The 15961-nt window shown below is 43.1% G+C and carries 11 protein-coding genes and 1 pseudogene; 7 read left to right on the forward strand and 5 right to left on the reverse strand.

All coding sequences use genetic code 11. The features are described 5' to 3' along the window. Positions 1-122: 122 nt before the first annotated feature. The gene (locus AAEY87_RS07490) at positions 123-791 is read right to left on the reverse strand and encodes a DsbA family oxidoreductase (protein ID WP_350656614.1); all 669 of its coding nucleotides are present in this window, start codon (positions 789-791) and stop codon (positions 123-125) included. 209 nt (positions 792-1000) lie between these two features. Continuing rightward, positions 1001-1555 carry a carboxymuconolactone decarboxylase family protein gene (locus AAEY87_RS07495; protein ID WP_350656615.1) on the reverse strand — a complete coding sequence of 185 codons (555 nt, stop codon included), beginning with the start codon at positions 1553-1555 and terminating at the stop codon, positions 1001-1003. Positions 1556-2046: 491 nt separating this feature from the next. Between AAEY87_RS07495 and AAEY87_RS07500 the strand changes: the two genes are divergently transcribed. The 5 genes from AAEY87_RS07500 (at position 2047) to AAEY87_RS07520 (ending at position 5837) form a co-directional block, all read left to right on the forward strand. Further along, positions 2047-2898 (forward strand): SDR family NAD(P)-dependent oxidoreductase, encoded by an 852-nt coding sequence (locus tag AAEY87_RS07500; RefSeq protein ID WP_350656616.1) that lies wholly within the window; start codon positions 2047-2049, stop codon positions 2896-2898. A gap of 93 nt (positions 2899-2991) precedes the next feature. Continuing rightward, positions 2992-4050, forward strand: coding sequence for a zinc-binding alcohol dehydrogenase family protein (locus AAEY87_RS07505; RefSeq protein ID WP_350656617.1), 1059 nt, complete (start codon positions 2992-2994; stop codon positions 4048-4050). Between the two features lie 117 nt (positions 4051-4167). After that, complete coding sequence (locus AAEY87_RS07510; RefSeq protein WP_068328838.1) at positions 4168-4473, forward strand: putative quinol monooxygenase; 306 nt, start codon at positions 4168-4170, stop codon at positions 4471-4473. A gap of 96 nt (positions 4474-4569) precedes the next feature. Then, on the forward strand, positions 4570-5226 hold the full coding sequence (gene nfsB / locus AAEY87_RS07515; RefSeq protein WP_350656619.1) for an oxygen-insensitive NAD(P)H nitroreductase: 657 nt from the start codon (positions 4570-4572) through the stop codon (positions 5224-5226). Between the two features lie 275 nt (positions 5227-5501). Beyond that, the gene (locus tag AAEY87_RS07520; protein WP_068328832.1) at positions 5502-5837 is read left to right on the forward strand and encodes a GlpM family protein; all 336 of its coding nucleotides are present in this window, start codon (positions 5502-5504) and stop codon (positions 5835-5837) included. Between the two features lie 19 nt (positions 5838-5856). On the opposite strand, the gene AAEY87_RS07525 is transcribed toward AAEY87_RS07520, so the two are convergent. After that, positions 5857-6096 carry a hypothetical protein gene (locus AAEY87_RS07525; protein WP_068037056.1) on the reverse strand — a complete coding sequence of 80 codons (240 nt, stop codon included), beginning with the start codon at positions 6094-6096 and terminating at the stop codon, positions 5857-5859. A gap of 372 nt (positions 6097-6468) precedes the next feature. Here AAEY87_RS07525 and AAEY87_RS07530 point away from each other — a divergent pair, with 372 nt between their 5' ends. Together AAEY87_RS07530 and AAEY87_RS07535 are read left to right on the forward strand one after the other, a co-directional pair. Beyond that, positions 6469-7083 (forward strand): YceI family protein, encoded by a 615-nt coding sequence (locus AAEY87_RS07530; protein WP_350656620.1) that lies wholly within the window; start codon positions 6469-6471, stop codon positions 7081-7083. A gap of 222 nt (positions 7084-7305) precedes the next feature. Beyond that, a complete protein-coding gene (locus AAEY87_RS07535; protein ID WP_350656621.1) occupies positions 7306-7689 on the forward strand; it encodes a rhodanese-like domain-containing protein in 384 nt (127 codons plus the stop codon). Between the two features lie 141 nt (positions 7690-7830). On the opposite strand, the gene AAEY87_RS07540 is transcribed toward AAEY87_RS07535, so the two are convergent. Together AAEY87_RS07540 and AAEY87_RS07545 are read right to left on the reverse strand one after the other, a co-directional pair. Continuing rightward, positions 7831-8286, reverse strand: a complete 456-nt coding sequence (locus AAEY87_RS07540) for an outer membrane protein assembly factor BamE (protein WP_350656622.1) — start codon at positions 8284-8286, stop codon at positions 7831-7833. 102 nt (positions 8287-8388) lie between these two features. Beyond that, positions 8389-15921 (reverse strand): annotated as a pseudogene (locus AAEY87_RS07545) (YadA-like family protein); the annotation flags it as partial. Positions 15922-15961: the final 40 nt, after the last annotated feature.

Genomic DNA, 15961 nt, shown 5'->3' on the forward strand with positions numbered 1-15961 from the left:
ACCCTTATAAATTGATGAAACCATAAAAAAGGCTACTTGAAGTTTCAAGTAGCCTTTTTTATATCTAAATTTTAATGGCCAATTTTCAATTGCCAATTTTTAATATTTATCAAAAGTGTCGTTTATTCTGGCAGATCTGCCAATTGCTGTAAGATATTTTTGAAGTTCTCAACCCCTTGTGCACCGCTAACCAAGTGTTTTTGATTAAAGATAACAGAGGGTACGCTTTGAATACCTTGCTGACGCCACTGTTGTTGAGCTTGGCGTACTTCTTCTGCAAAGCGCTGATCCTTTAATACTGCTACCGCTTCGCTACGATCTAGCCCAATCTCCGCTGCAATATCTGCCAGCACTCCTTTATCAGAGATATTACGACCATTGGTAAAGTGAGCAGTGAATAACGCTTGCTTTAAGTCGTGCATGCGTCCTTGCTGATCTGCCCAGTGCAACAGTTGATGCAAATCAAAGGTATTATAAGTGCGAGTCTCTTCGGTGAAATTAAAATCAAAGCCAACCTCGCTACCAGCCTCAGTCATTCTTGCACGGCTAGCATCAGATTCTTCTCTACTTGAGCCGTACTTCTCAGTGATATGCTCGCGCAAGTTCTGACCTTCGGCTGGCATATTAGGATTTAACTCAAACGGATGCCAATGTATCTCATGCTCGGTATTGGTTTGCTCAAGCGCTTCTGCCAGCTGGCGATAGCCGATGACACACCAAGGACAAACCACGTCCGATACGATGTCTATGCGCAGTGGCTGCTCTGATGATAACTGCTTTGAATTTTCCATATGACCTCTCGTTAGCTACTATTTATGATTCTAACTGATACGTAGGATTTTAACTGAGAAAACTGCTGCTCGAACATTTTCCGAACAACAGCTTCTTGAACAATAATCTCGCAAACAGCAGACTTTTAAACAACAGTATAAAAACACCAAAAGGGTTATTACAACCCTAGATTGGTTGCATCGTTATTCAACTTCGTTAGTCGGCGTCATTAGTCAGCTTTGTGCCATTCAAACTTTTGGAAAGGCTTATCGATTGGCGTGTTGGCTAAATGGTTAGTATAGTTGCTCATCACTTTTTGCGCTGCAGCAAGGACGACTTCTAAAATCTGGCGCTTAGTGAAGCCTGCATCCAAAAATGCTTGTACGGCGTCATCATTAACGTTACCACGATCACGGACGACAGAGAGCGTAAAGTTACGTAGCGCTTCTAACTTATCAGTCGGTAATGGGGTTTCATTACGTAATGCTTCGGTAATCGTGTCATCTACTTTCATACTTTTAGCAATACCAGTATGCGCAGGAACGCAGTAATGACAAGCGTGCTCAACGTTGATGGTTTGCCATACAACAGTAACTTCTTCATCATCAAAACTACTGTCTAAAAACAATTGATGTAGACGTTGATAACCTTCGAGTAGTCCTGGCGCTTCGGCCATTACCGCGTGTAAATTTGGAACCATGCCAAAAGCATTGATAGAAACATCAAGCAGCTCTTTGCTATCTGCTGGTGCGCTCTGTTTGTCGTGTAAAGTAAATTCAGTCATGTAAAAACCCTTATTGTGGTTGTTAATTATTTAATGATTATTAAAGTACGGTAGCTCAATCAACAATAGACGTAATATTATATTTGAGTGATTGCTCAAATTGATAGGTGATGCTTGCCTAAGTAAATCAACTAAAGCCACTATAAATGATTTTGAGCGAACGTTCAACCTTGATTGAGTGATTGCTCAATCAAGTTACAAATCAATTAAGTGACGAATCAATTAGCTTATAAACATAGCTACTTAATTGTTATCTCATTGATAGCAACGCTAATTTGACAAAATAATTTAATGAAGTAGCTTAAAAAGGTGGTTTTACACTTAGCAAGTTAGCTCATTTTAGAAAGATATTGAAAGTGTTTCCGGCTATAGCTACTTTTTGAAGCACAACACTTTCATTACAATGGGCGCTATTACGATGGATAAAATAGTACACACATCCAAAACTTGAATAATAATTTAAATAACAACTCAAACAATAAGGACGTCTCATGACTAAGACTATTTTAATCACTGGTAGTACTGATGGCATTGGCAAACTTGCAGCTTTAAAACTGGCAGAAGCGGGACATCAAGTGTATGTGCATGGCAGAAATGCCGACAAACTTGCCAGTGTCATTGCAGAGGTCAAAGCGGTAGCGACAGGCGCAGCAGTAGATAATATTGACGGGTTTGTGGCTGATTTCTCCGATTTAACCGCTGTACTCAAGATGGCAGCAGAAGTGAGCGAAAAGCTGCCAAAGCTTGATGTACTCATAAACAATGCAGGGATTTATACAACCGCATCGGCAACGACTAAAGATGAGTTGGACGTACGCTTCGTGGTCAATTACTTAGCGCCTTACGAGTTAACCAACGCCTTATTACCACTACTCAAAAAGTCTAGTAAAGCTCGTATCGTAAATCTAAGCTCAGCGGCTCAAGCTCCGATATCCTATAAGGCATTTGCAGGACAGGACCGTCTCGCTGATAAAGATGCCTATGCTCAAAGTAAGCTAGCATTAACGATGTGGACTATGGATTTAGCTGACACAGTCGCAGCAGATGACATCAATGTAATCGCTGTGAATCCAGGCTCGCTATTGAATACAAAAATGGTCGATGAAGCTTATGGTCAACATTGGTCATCAGCAGATAAAGGGGCAAATATCCTAACTGAACTTGCCATCTCAGATGAGTTCGCTGACGATAGCGGTAAATATTTTGATAATGATATTAAAGATGGCGTACATGGTGACGCAAGAGGAGAGTTCGGACAACCGCATGCAGACGCTCTAAATAAAGAAGCCATTGCAGAGCTTGAACGCCAGACTCAGACAGTATTGCAGTCGCTTTCTACATGATATTTATATCTAGCCGCATCAATTAATGGTTAGAAATTAAACCATTACAAAGTATCTCATTAAACTTATCATCAAAAACTGGGACATACCCTTATGCAAACTGTCAAAGCCATTGGTTATCAAAATAACCTACCTATCCATGATGAACAAGCGCTACAAGATATTATCCTTGATAAACCGACTGCTTCAGGCCATGATATTTTGGTAGAAGTTAAAGCCATATCCGTCAATCCGGTAGATTATAAAATCCGTGCATCGCGTCCTGCACCAGAGGGTGAGTATGCTGTTATTGGTTGGGATGCTGCTGGTATCGTAACGGCTATCGGTGAAGAAGTCAGTCTGTTCTCAGTAGGAGATAACGTTTATTACGCTGGAGATTTGACCCGCTCAGGCAGCAATGCTGAATATCAGCTGGTCGATGAGCGTATCGTTGGTCACATGCCGACATCCTTATCTTTCGCTGAGGCCGCTGCACTACCACTCACTACTATTACTGCATGGGAGATGTTATTTGACCGTTTACAAGTACCTGTGTCTGATACCTCAATGGGAAAAAATGGTAATGATGAGAATACTAATGACGTTTCAGTATTAGTGATTGGCGCAGCGGGCGGGGTAGGATCAATATTAACCCAACTATTAAAATCTCAAACAACAGCCACCATTATTGGTACCGCTTCAAGGGATGAGAGTATACAGTGGCTCAAAGATTTGGGCGCTGACTACGTTATCAATCACCGTAATGCATTGTCTGATGAGCTGCAAAAAACGGGTATTGCTGAAGTAGACTATGTCGTGAGTCTCAATAACACTGAAGACCATTATGAAGAAATTATTAAATGCTTAAAACCTCAAGGTAAGCTTGGACTGATTGATGACCCAGCAGCACTAGACGTCCTACCGCTTAAGACTAAAAGCTTAAGCCTACATTGGGAGTTTATGTTTGCGCGCTCAATGTTTAATACGCCAGACATGATTGAACAGCACCATTTATTAAATGCAGTGGCAACATTAATTGATGCTGGCGAGATTAAAACCACGGTTGCTCACAATCTTGGCACTATCACAGCCGAGCATTTACGCAGTGCGCACCAAATGCTAGAGAATCGTCAAGCACATGGCAAAATCGTATTAGAAGGCTGGCCTGTATAAAGCGTTAAATTATCGTTTAGCTTTACAAGTCTAATTTAACGCTTTGAGCAAATATATTGAACCTGCTTAAATGAATTTATTTGAAATAATTATAATATTAAAACATAGGAAGAATTTATGAACACGCAAGCAAACAAGCCACTCACCATCGTTGCTACTATCAAAGCCAAACCTGAGCACGTTGAGCGAGTCAAATCTGAATTACTTAAACTAACAGCAGCATCACAAGCTGATCAAGGTTGTATCCAATATGACTTACATCAAGATAATGCAAATCTTAATGGTTTTATCGTTTATGAGATTTGGGAAAACAATGAGCTTTTGCAGCAGCATGTACAAAGCCAGCATTTTCAGAACTATGTAAAGGTAACAGATGGCATGGTCGATGAATTTGTCATAACTGAAATGACCGCTATTTCGTAAATTTCACCTGTGCATTTATCTATCATTAATAATAAGATAGATAACGATTCCACTTTAAACTTAAAACATTTGAAAATGTACGAACAGGAATAATGTATGAAAGATATCACTGATGCGATGAATTGGCGCTATAGCGTTAAAGACTATGACCCTACCAAAAAGCTGTCAGCTGATGACTTTCAGAGTCTAAAAGATGTGTTGCGCTTGAGTCCTTCAGCGACCAATATTCAACCTTGGCACTATGTGATTGCCGATGATGATGCTGGTAGAGCTAGAGTTGCTAAAGGGACTGATGGGCATCACGAGGCTAATTCATCAAAAATAAAGAATGCCTCACACGTTATCGTTTTTTGTAGTCGTGCTTATGCAGATAATGAGTATTTGAGTGAATTACTCGAAAAAGAAGACGCTGATGGTCGTTTTACTGAACCGAAACGCAAAATACAAATGGATGAAAAACGTAAGAAATCAGTTAATAAGCACCGTTTTACAGAAAAAGATGAGCCGTTTTGGTTGGCTAAGCAGGTTTATATTACGATGGGTGCTTTATTGCTTGGGGCGGCAACGCTCGGTATCGATGCAACACCGATGGAAGGTGTTGATTTTGAGGTGCTCGACGAAGAGCTTGATTTGAATAGTAAAGGCTTAACCGCTGTAGGCGTTGTCAGTCTTGGTTATCGTAGTGGTGATGGTTACAATGTAGAATTACCGAAATCGCGCTTGAGTGAAGAGGTTGTTTTTAGCAAGCTATAAGTTTTATCAAGATATAGGTTTTACTAAGCTATAGTTAGTTCAATATAAAAAGAATACGGTGGAACTGGAATGAATTTTTTGCAGCCTCTGTCTACGTAGGCACAGCAAGCAAAAAAATTATCAACCATCAGTGATAACTAACCTCATAAATGAGATATATTTATGAGGTTTTTCTATGATAAATAATACTGGATTTAGCATTAAGACTCGTAACTGCTATATAGTAAGCCAATCAATGTACAATCAATCAGTGCCTAACAGGAGATAATCTCATCATGATTTGGCTAAAAATGCTTGTTGGCGCGTTGGTGGTACTGTTGATTCAACTATTCGCTCAAAGCAGGTTCTTTTATTTGGCAGCACTTGCGCCACTTTTTCCGACCTTTACTTTAATTAGCCATTTTTTAGTTGGCACTCAGCGTAGTGCTGCAGATTTTAAAATTGCATTGATATTTAGTATGCTAGGTGTAATACCGCATCTCATTTATACGCTGATTGTATTTTTTAGCTTTAGCCATATTGGCTTGTACAAAGCATTATTACTAGGTGTGGCAGGCTGGTTGATCGCTGCTGCTGTTTTGATATTTGCGTGGCAACATCTACAAATATAATAAAGGGTGTACGAGCTTATTAGGCGCTTCTTTTGTTGTTCATACAATCGAACCATGCATCGTCATATACGGTAGCAGCAGAATCAAAGTGCACGTATATTTTTTCATTATTCAATGTCGCATACCAATGCTCATCGTTATAGCCTGTGAGCACTTGAAAGTACTTTTCATTCACAAAGTCACCTACAACGTAGGTATTTCCTGCTGCATAAAAAGTATTGCCAGCCGTACACAGTAGTTTATCACCAGTATTTATCATAACATTCTACTTGTATATTTTAGTATATTCGGAAAAGGTAATATATTATTCTAGCCGAATATATCGTGAAATACTACAATGCGGAATGCAATCAATACGTTTTGTAACGTAATTTTTTATCGGGTGTCTCATGTATTTGCAAATTTAACCATGAATAATTGGAGTATTATCAAGGTATTGATTAACTAAAAAACAGGCATGAGTCTGCTGCGCCAAAGTTTAATAATAAGTGTTAAGTAAGTGAATCTAAGTAATGGCAGCTTCTTTATCGTCTAAATTTTTAGCTTAAGTTTACGATCATAAGCAGTGGTTTAATGACTATTTTATCGTTGAAATTGTATCGTTGAAACAACTGCGCAAAGGAATGCCACTATGAGTTGTCTTTTACCCGATCGAAAGCTATCCCACTATCGCAAGCCACTAATGGCGTCGTTGTTAATAGTGTCTTGTGCCAGTAGTCATGCTGCGACCTATAATATTGACCCAGCCCGCACCAATGTACGTTTCGCCATCGACTATTTTAATAAAAACTCCACCCATACGGGTGGCTTTTACAATGTGACGGGGCAGCTACAATATGATCCAAATGCACACACGGGCAACATCTCGCTTATCATTCCAATAAAATCCTTAAGTACAGGTAGTCGATCATTCAATCAAAAGCTGGCGAGTCGTGATTTCTTTGATGTGGCACAATTTCCCTTGGCTTACTTTGAGTCTACTAAGTGGTATTTTATGACTGACAAAACACGCTCAGAGGTTATCCGAGTCGATGGCAAACTAACGCTACATGGGGAGACTCATCCGGTCACGCTAACGGCTACCAATTTTGATTGCTATGTTAGCCCCTCACGTAAAAATTCAGTTTGTGGGGGAGGTTTTACCACTACGATTGATCGCACTAAATGGAAGATTAATAAATACGCCTTACTGGGAATGACGAGAAATCTGACGTTAGATATCAGAGTGGAAGCAGCGACAGAGTAATGTATTATTATATAAATGAATATATTGAAATAAGTTGAAATCTGTAGATATAATATACAAAATAATATACTATTTTTAATAGTGAATGGTCTTTGATAGTAATTTTAAATGTTCAACATGCCCTATACTTTTTGATGTTTAAGTTGGCTGTCTTAGGTGTTTTTATCATAACAATACCTATCAAGCTGTTCTGATTTGTCTACCATATTTTGAGGTATAACTATGAAAACCCCACAGGATTTAGTAAGCGCTGCTAAAGCACAAATCACTGAAGTTGCACTGGCGCAAGCAGCTGCTGCTTGTGATAAAGCCGATATCGTTATCGATGTAAGAGAACCTGAGGAATACGCTACTGGTCATATTGAAAAGGCAGTACTGATACCTCGCGGGTTATTAGAGTTTAAAATTGACGACCTAACAGCCACTACTGGTGCTGATACCAATATTGTGCTTTATTGTAAGACCGGCGGACGTGCAGCGTTGGCAGCGCAGTCATTAGAAGCGCTTGGCTATAAGCAAGTAGTATCTATTGCAGGTGGTTTTGAGGCATGGACTGAAGCTGACATGCCAATAGTAAAACCGAATGATGAAATTGATTTTGGCTAGTATATTAGGCAGTCATTTATTTTGAGTAAGGCATTTTCGGCATTAAAAGCAAGGCATTAGATGCCTTGCTTTCAATGTTTTGCTTCTTAGTTCAATTGTATGGCTTTTCAGTTTAATTATATGGCTTATGAGTTAAATAGATTAGCGCGCATACTTAGCACAGGATGCTGGTTGCCAATAAAACTCAGTGGCAAAGAATTCGTCGTTACGTATTCTGCCTTCATAGCTATCATCAAAGATTATTTTGTATTGGCAAGTCTCGACTTTTTTATCAGCATCGTAGAATTTGAGAATATAGTCCCATTCGCGAGCGTTAAATCCTTCACTAAAGTGAGGTGTGCCAATCAACTGGTAGATTTGATCTTTGGTAGTACCTACTTTGATATTAGCAACATCTTCATGATTGACAATACTACCTCCTTTTTGCCACGCTTTGTTTGGATCAGGGAATACCAAGTCATTGGCATCAACAGATCCATGCTGGGCACCAGGAGACAAATGCCAAGTCGGCGTTATATTTTTTTTGGTACAGCCAGTCACTGTGAATAGTAAAGCAGTCGTTGCCAGCAAGCCGTAATGATATGCAGATTTTTTCATTATCCATTCCTTAATATATTTTATGAGTAATTTGACAGCGCCTATCTATTTATAACCAAACCTACTGGCAGACAAACGCTGTCGTGAAGTAACGTTGTTATACTAGAAATGGAAGCCTGCACCAATTGCACCGCCAGCATTCCCTTGCGTATCTGCCGTACCATTCACTTTAATTACCCAACGACCGTTATCAGACACTTTAGATACACCAACAGCCACTGCACTTTCGCCATTGTATGACGCGATACCGCCGCCGACCATTGACTTACCTGGAATATAAGCTTGCGGTAATGAAGACATTGCCATCGCTGCTGAGATACCAGCGTTTGCATTGTCTTCGACTTCACCAATTCTGTAGCCTAGGGCATTGACGCTATCACCCAGTTTTTTATCAAGAGCAGTGAGTTGACCGAAGTTGACCGCATCTTTTTCATTGGTACCAGCTTCAACTCCAGTGATGACGGTATTGGCAGCATTAAAGCCTTCAGTTGTCATGCTAGGACCATCTTTGATGGTGACGCCTGTGTTATCAACCACCGTATTGCCTGTGGTGATACTATCGACTTCGATGTTGCCATCTAGGCCAATTTGAATACCGCCATTAGCAGTGCTGGTCGTAATGTTATTACCGCCTTCAAACTGAATACTGCCACTATTACCGCCGACGCTCTGACTGATGTTATCGCCATTATCAGCGCCAAAGCTGATACCTGCGTCAAGACGACCAGTATTGTCTGTGATCTTCTCGTTATTGGCTTGGATATCTTCATTGGCCTGAGCATTGCCTTGGTTAACAGAGGCAATCGCATCACTGATATTACCTTGACCAGTACCACCAATGTTATTGGCAGTAAGGTTGCCATCAGCATCATAGGTGGCATCGCCACCGATAATCCCAGCGACACCGCTACCAAGGTTATCTAACTGACCTTTATTAACTGCGTCTGTTGCTCCAACCCCATTAGCCACGTTAGTAATAGTAGTGCCTCCAGTGCCGCCACCTAACGTGATGCTACCTTTATTGACAGTATCATCTGGGTTTTTATCATATTGGACTGCTGCATTATTGAGGGATGCATTGCTATCACCAAGTGCGTCACTGACTGCTTTTAATTGCGAGACGTTGACGGCGTCAGAGTCGGCGGTACCAGCAGCAACACCTGTGATTTGGCGATATATGCCATTATCAGCATTACCTACAGCAACTGCGCCTGTAGTGCTGGTTGTGGCAGCAATAGCGGCATTACTATTGGCGCCAAACCCTGCAATACCACCACCTGTTATAGCCGCAGAGCCAGTACCCAATACCACTGAGCCTTCAACGGTTTGGGTGACATTGTTGCCGAAAACAAAGGTGTCATCACTATCAATAGTATTGTTATTACCTACTGAGTAACTGTTATTACCATCGATAATGCTTGGGTCACCAAAGGCACCAGAGTTATTGCCATTGACGATGTTGCCTGTACCTACACTAATAGACTGAGTGCCGTTGGCTTGAGCGCCATCACCGATGGCAACAGAAGAGGCACCATTGACTTGAGAGCCTTTACCTATGACTACAGAGTTTGTAGCTTCTGTCGTCGCTTTGGTATCAAATCCTAAGGCAATCGTACTATCTGCACCAGACTCTACAATAGCATTGACACCAATAGCTGTTGAGTTAGCACCACCAGCACTTGAGTCATTGGTAATACCCAAATCACCGTCAGCACTAACGGCATTGGTATGAGCAAATTTTACCCCTTCGGTATTCATTTTTTGCACGGTTTGACCGATACTTAAACGATCGGTAACTTCTTGACCTTCGACATCGTAGGTTAAGAACAACGAATCCAAATTACTGTTATCTACAGACGTATTAGCGACTTGCTCAGCGATATTAATGGTAACTTCATCACCATTTTTATCGAAGATTTTGACTTTAGTAGCGCTATCAAGCTGACCTTTATTAACTGCATCAGCAGCATTGATACCATTAGCAATATTGGTAAGAGTAGTACCACCGTTGACTACGATATTATTATCGTTGTCGTCTTTACCAATCACCGCCGGTGTACCAGCAAAGCTGACTTTATCGTAGTTCACTGTGCTGACTGTGCTGTCAGTATTACGATCATACTGAACCCCACCTGCAGTTATTCCACCAGCAACAGCGGTTAATTGACCAAAGGTTGCTGCATCGCTAGCTACTGAACCATCGGTTAGGTTAGTAATTTTAGTATCATTTGCATTGATGCCTTGTGCCGTGATGATTGGCCCTGTTGTGTCGCCTGTGCCATTAATGAAGCTTATGCCGCCTTGGTTGACAGTGACGCCATTGTTACCAGCATTGTCTGTGGCACTAAAGCCTTCTGCGCCATAGTTGCTGGTATTAGTACCGTCAGTGACGTCGGTGCCTGCACTAGTCATGGTCGTGATGTTGTCTGCACCATCATCAATGCTTACACCAGCAGTGTTGGTTACGGTATTGCCGGTCGTCACGCTAGTAAGTGCTAAGTCATCCTTGGTTTTGACTTCATAGTCAGTAGAACCATCAGTGTTGACCGTTTCGGAGACGGTAATGTTCTTACCTGCAGTGACGGTACTTTTCGCTTTCGTAGCCGCATCTTTAACAGAAGAGATGGCACCGTCAATCGTATTAACACCAGTGCCGCCAATGTTGGTTGCGGTAACAATACCGTCAGCGTTCGTTGCATTGCCACCAATGACAGTTGCAAGAGAAGCCGCACTACTATTTAGCTGATCACCAGTCACCGCTTCGGTTGAACCTGCGGCAATGTTGCCATTGGCAAGACCACTTAAAGTACGCACGCCATCAGTACCAGTAAAGCTGACGCTTGTACCACCAGTCTGAGCGCCAACCGTAATTGCGCCTGTACCGGCGTCTTGACGGACGATACCGGTGCGACCGGCGTTGATGTCGTCGATATCGCTGGTGTTGGTGGTGGTACGGCCATCAAGGTTGCCTAGCGCATCACCGATGTTATTAAAGGCTGGGGCATTAGAGCCTTGATTAGTCCCATCATCTAAGAGATAGCTTGGGGCACTTATCGCGCCAGTTGTTGCATTATAAGTTGCATTGCCGCCTAAGTTGCTGGCGGTGCTGTTGCCTAAGGCAGCGGTCTTTATGTTACCAGCGGTCGCTGTTGCGTCTAACTGGCCTTTGTTGACAGCATCACCGTCAGCGACGCCAGTTGCAACATTACTGATAAGCGTATTATTGGCATCGATACCTGCTGCCGTGATATTCGGTCCAGTAGGAGCACCTACGTTGTCAGTAAAGCTTATGCCTGTCTGATTAACGATTGTGCCATTGTGACCCGCAGCGTCAGTAGCCGTAAAGCCTGTCGCACCATAATTACTAGTGTTGGTACTGTCGGTGACGTTGGTGCCAGTGGCACTTAAGTTGGTGACGTCGTCGCCTATACCATCATTGACCACTAATCCATTGGTGTCTAAGACGCTGTTGCCAGTGGTAACACTACCATTCGTACCGAGATTAATATTCTCAGCCAATTTCACAGTTAATGAGTTATCAACACCATTAGCGACCACACCAATATTATTGTCCGTCAGAGCAGCTGTAGACGGTGCACCACCTTTTACGACGAGTGCCTGACCGAGTTTACGAGTCACTGTAACTGTTGTATTGTCGCCAGTGAAGCTAAGCGGTGTTTGTACAGCTGAATTTAGTGCAGTGATTGCATCACCAACGGTACGGACATTAGTAGCTGCGTTTGATGGATTGCTCACGACAGAGAAAACAGGTGCAGTGTAAACACCAGTTGACGCATCGTATGCTGCATTGCCACCTAAAGCGGTAAGGTTGCCTTGAGATAAAGCTGAGTTATCATCAACTGTAGTACTTAAGCCTTTTAGCTGACTGACGTTGACAGCGTCGGTATCTGCACCGCCGGCGGCGACGTTAGTCAATCGACGTTCACTACCTGCATTACCGATACTGACTACATTGCTACCTATTGCTGTTCCTACAACGGTTGTACCAGTAGGGGCAAAACTTGCGAGGGTAGAGGCTGTCACCGTGGTATCGCTGCCGATACCTACTGCGCCATTTAAGCCGGTAGCGATAGTGACGTTGTTACCTATGACAAAGGCGTTGTCAGCATCAATGGTGTTCTCAATACCTACAGCTGAGCTAGCTTCACCTGATATGTTATTAAATGCACCTATAGCAGAACTGGCTGGACCTGTTACGTTATTAAATACACCAAAGGCTGAGCCAACCTCACCTGATACATCATTAAATGTACCGAAGGCCGAGCTACCACTAGCTGAAGCCTGATTTTCAGAACCCACAGCAGTCGCCTTGAAGCCAGTAGCTGAAGTGTCTTTACCGATAGCAATTGCATCTTCACCTGTCGCCCCCTCATTGTTTTCGTTAGTACCACCAGTTGAGTTGACGCTGAAGTATTTGGTTTTTTGAGCTTCTAAGGTTGCATTTGTTGCTGCCAATTGACCACCGTTAATAGCATCTGTGCTATTAGTTGCAATAGTACCATCTGCCACACCAGTAATGACGGTACCACCAGCATCGATACCACTAGCAGTGATGCTAGGACCGATAGCATCATTGTTATTGTCTAAAAATCTGATCCCACTTTGGTTAAAGACCGTACTGGTAATACCGTCGGTCGCTGTGAAGCCATTTGCACCGTAGTTGCTTGTATTAGTACCATCTGTGACGTTAGTGCCTATGGCAGTAATAGTGGTGGCATTACCATCAACAGTACCGTCATCAACTCTCACACCAGTAGTGTTGGTTGTGGTGTTGCCCGTGGTGACACTACCAGTTGCACCCAAGTTAATATCTTTGTTGAGCTTGACGGTTAAAGTATCGCCGTTACTGGCAACCACACCGATGTTGTTATCGGTCAGATCTGCTTCAGTCGCACCGCCACGTACTTTTAGCTCTTCACCAAGCTTACGAGTGAATGGGGTAGTGCTGTCACCTGAGAACTGTAAACCTGTATTGGTGAGACCAGTTACCACAGTGTTTACATCACCAGCATTCACTGCAGTATTAGCATTGGCAGGTAAGCTTATGTCACCTGCACTTGCCACGCCGGTGAGTTGACGAGCATCGCCATCTACATTGGCAAAGCTGACACTAGTGCCACCAGTCTGAGCACCAACTGTAATCGCACCAGTACCGGCATCTTGGCGGACAATACCGGTACGACCAGCGTTGATATCGTCGATATCGCCGGTATTGGTGGTGGTACGGCCATCAAGATTGGTGAGGGCAGCGCCCACGTTATTGACCGTAGTGTTGACACCAGCATTAGCGCCATTATCTAAGGTATAGCTTGGAGCGCTGACTGCGCCAGTGGTTGCGTTATAGGTCGCGCCGCCACCTAAGTTACTGGCGGTACTGTTGCCCAAAGCATCTGCCTTAGTATCAGCAGCATTGCTTGATGCTTCTAGCTGACCGAAATTCACCGCGTCACCCGCGTCCGTACCGTCATCGACGTTGGTGATTTTGTTACCAGCGGCATTGATGCCAGCACTGGTGACGTTCGGTCCACCAGTAATAGTCAGACCGGTGTTGCTCAAGACGCTGTTACCTGTGGTGAAGCTACCATTTGCACCAAGATCAACGCTCTCATTTAAACTAACTTGTACGCCATCGGCGGTGGTGCTGCTGGTTAGGTTGCTGTCACCAGTGACATTAATAGTATTACCTAGCGCAAAGTTATTATCTGTCGTACCATTCCCAAAGCTAATACCTTTATTGATGTCAGCTGTATTGGTGGTGGTGCGTGTATCTAAGTTACCTAGCGCGTCACCAACGTTGTTAAAGGCTGGGGCATTAGTGCCTGTGTTCGTCCCATCATCTAAGGTATAACTTGGAGCGGTATAAGTATTGTTTGCCGCATCATAAGCAGCATTGCCGCCTAATGCCGCTAAGTTGCCAGTAGAGCGATTGCTGTTATCGGTGACATTGGTATTGGTAGTGTTTAATTGATCACCCGTCACCGCTTCGGTTGAACCTGCGACAACGTTGCCATTAGCAAGACCACTTAGCGTACGCACGCCAGCAGTACCAGAAAAGTTAACGCTTGTACCACCAGTCTGAGCACCAACTGTAATCGCACCAGTACCGGCATCTTGGCGCACAAGACCTGTTTTACCAGAGGCGAGGTCAGCGATATTGCCAGTGTTGGTAGTGATATTACCTGTATTAACAGTAACGTCAGCATTGGTAGCATTCAGCTGATTACCAGTCACTGCATCTGTTGAACCAGCTGCAATAGTGCCATCTGCGACATTAGTAATTTTATCACCACCGACGTCTAAGCCAGTAGCCGTACTGGTCAACACCGTATTGTTAGTCGTGTCACCGATGGTTGCTTGGGTCACACTGATATTGTCCGCTAAGTTGTAATTGATACCGTTATCAACAGTGTTGGTCACAACTAAATTGCTATCAGTATTTGTGAAGTTGACATTTTCACCTAATTGAACGTTATCGTTAGTACCACCAGCCGCGCTGATGTTAAAGCCAAGATCTGCTTGTGCTTGAACGTTGGCAATGTCACCAGTATTGACCGTAGTACGAGTGTCTAAGTTACCTAAAGCACTCCCAACATCATTAAAGTCGGTTGTTATCGCATCATTGTTACCGTTGTTCAGGGTATAAGTAGGTGCGCTGACAATGCCAGTATCTGAATCATAAGCTGCATTGCCTCCTAAGTTGCTTGCCGTGCTGTTGCCTAAAGCATCAGTTTTAGTGTTACCAGCCCCTGCTGCTGCATCTAATTGACCTTTATTGACAGCGTCGTCAGACACAATACCGTCAGCAACTTTAGTAATACGATTACCACCGTTGTTAAGACCATCATTGCTTAGAGTCACTGTTTGGTTCGTACCACCGGTTAAAGTAATGCCAGATCTATTAACTGTAGTATTACCAGTTCTAACACTACCATTTACCCCAAGGTCAACCTGCTCATTGAGGCTTACTTGTACGCCATCAGCGGTGGTGCTGCTGGTTAGATTGCTGTCACCAGTGACGTTAATGGTATCGCCTAACGCAAAGTTGTTGTCTGTCGTGCCATCGCCAACGTTGATGCCTTTCGCAATATCAGTGGTATTAGTAGTAGTACGAGTATCAAGGTTGCCTAGCGCATCACCGACATTGCGGAAGGTGGAGGTCGTGCTGCTGTTAGTCCCATCATCTAAGAGGTAGCTTGGAGCGGTATAAGTGTCAGTTGCTGCATTATAAGCTGCACCATCGCCCAAGGCAGCTATATTGCCAACAGAGCGATTGCTGTTGTCGGTGATGTTGGTATTAGTAGTGTTTAACTGATCACCTGTGACAGCTTCGGTTGAACCTGTGGCAACGTTGCCATTGGCAAGACCACTTAAAGTACGCACGCCATCAGTACCAATAAAGTTAACGCTTGTACCACCTGTGGCAGCACCCACGGTAATCGCGCCTGTACCGGCGTCTTGACGGACAAGACCTGTTTTACCAGAAGCGAGGTCAGCGATGTTGCCAGTATTGGTTGTAATATTACCTGTATTGGTTGTGACATTAGTATTTGTCGCGTTAAGTTGACTGCCATTAACCGCATCAGTGCTTGTAGTATTCAAGCTACCATCTGCAACATTAGTAATTTTATCACCACCGACATTTAAACCATTAGCC

The sequence above is a fragment of the Psychrobacter sp. S1-30-MNA-CIBAN-0213 genome (assembly GCF_040309845.1).
GTDB lineage: Bacteria > Pseudomonadota > Gammaproteobacteria > Pseudomonadales > Moraxellaceae > Psychrobacter.

What these genes read in the sequence shown, in the direction of transcription:
- AAEY87_RS07490 (WP_350656614.1), bottom strand. Translation starts at nt 791, where the DNA reads ATGGAAAATTCAAAGCAGTTATCATCAGAGCAGCCACTGCGCATAGAC.
- AAEY87_RS07495 (WP_350656615.1), bottom strand. Translation starts at nt 1,555, where the DNA reads ATGACTGAATTTACTTTACACGACAAACAGAGCGCACCAGCAGATAGC.
- AAEY87_RS07500 (WP_350656616.1), top strand. Translation starts at nt 2,047, where the DNA reads ATGACTAAGACTATTTTAATCACTGGTAGTACTGATGGCATTGGCAAA.
- AAEY87_RS07505 (WP_350656617.1), top strand. Translation starts at nt 2,992, where the DNA reads ATGCAAACTGTCAAAGCCATTGGTTATCAAAATAACCTACCTATCCAT.
- AAEY87_RS07510 (WP_068328838.1), top strand. Translation starts at nt 4,168, where the DNA reads ATGAACACGCAAGCAAACAAGCCACTCACCATCGTTGCTACTATCAAA.
- nfsB (WP_350656619.1), top strand. Translation starts at nt 4,570, where the DNA reads ATGAAAGATATCACTGATGCGATGAATTGGCGCTATAGCGTTAAAGAC.
- AAEY87_RS07520 (WP_068328832.1), top strand. Translation starts at nt 5,502, where the DNA reads ATGATTTGGCTAAAAATGCTTGTTGGCGCGTTGGTGGTACTGTTGATT.
- AAEY87_RS07525 (WP_068037056.1), bottom strand. Translation starts at nt 6,096, where the DNA reads ATGATAAATACTGGTGATAAACTACTGTGTACGGCTGGCAATACTTTT.
- AAEY87_RS07530 (WP_350656620.1), top strand. Translation starts at nt 6,469, where the DNA reads ATGAGTTGTCTTTTACCCGATCGAAAGCTATCCCACTATCGCAAGCCA.
- AAEY87_RS07535 (WP_350656621.1), top strand. Translation starts at nt 7,306, where the DNA reads ATGAAAACCCCACAGGATTTAGTAAGCGCTGCTAAAGCACAAATCACT.
- AAEY87_RS07540 (WP_350656622.1), bottom strand. Translation starts at nt 8,286, where the DNA reads ATGAAAAAATCTGCATATCATTACGGCTTGCTGGCAACGACTGCTTTA.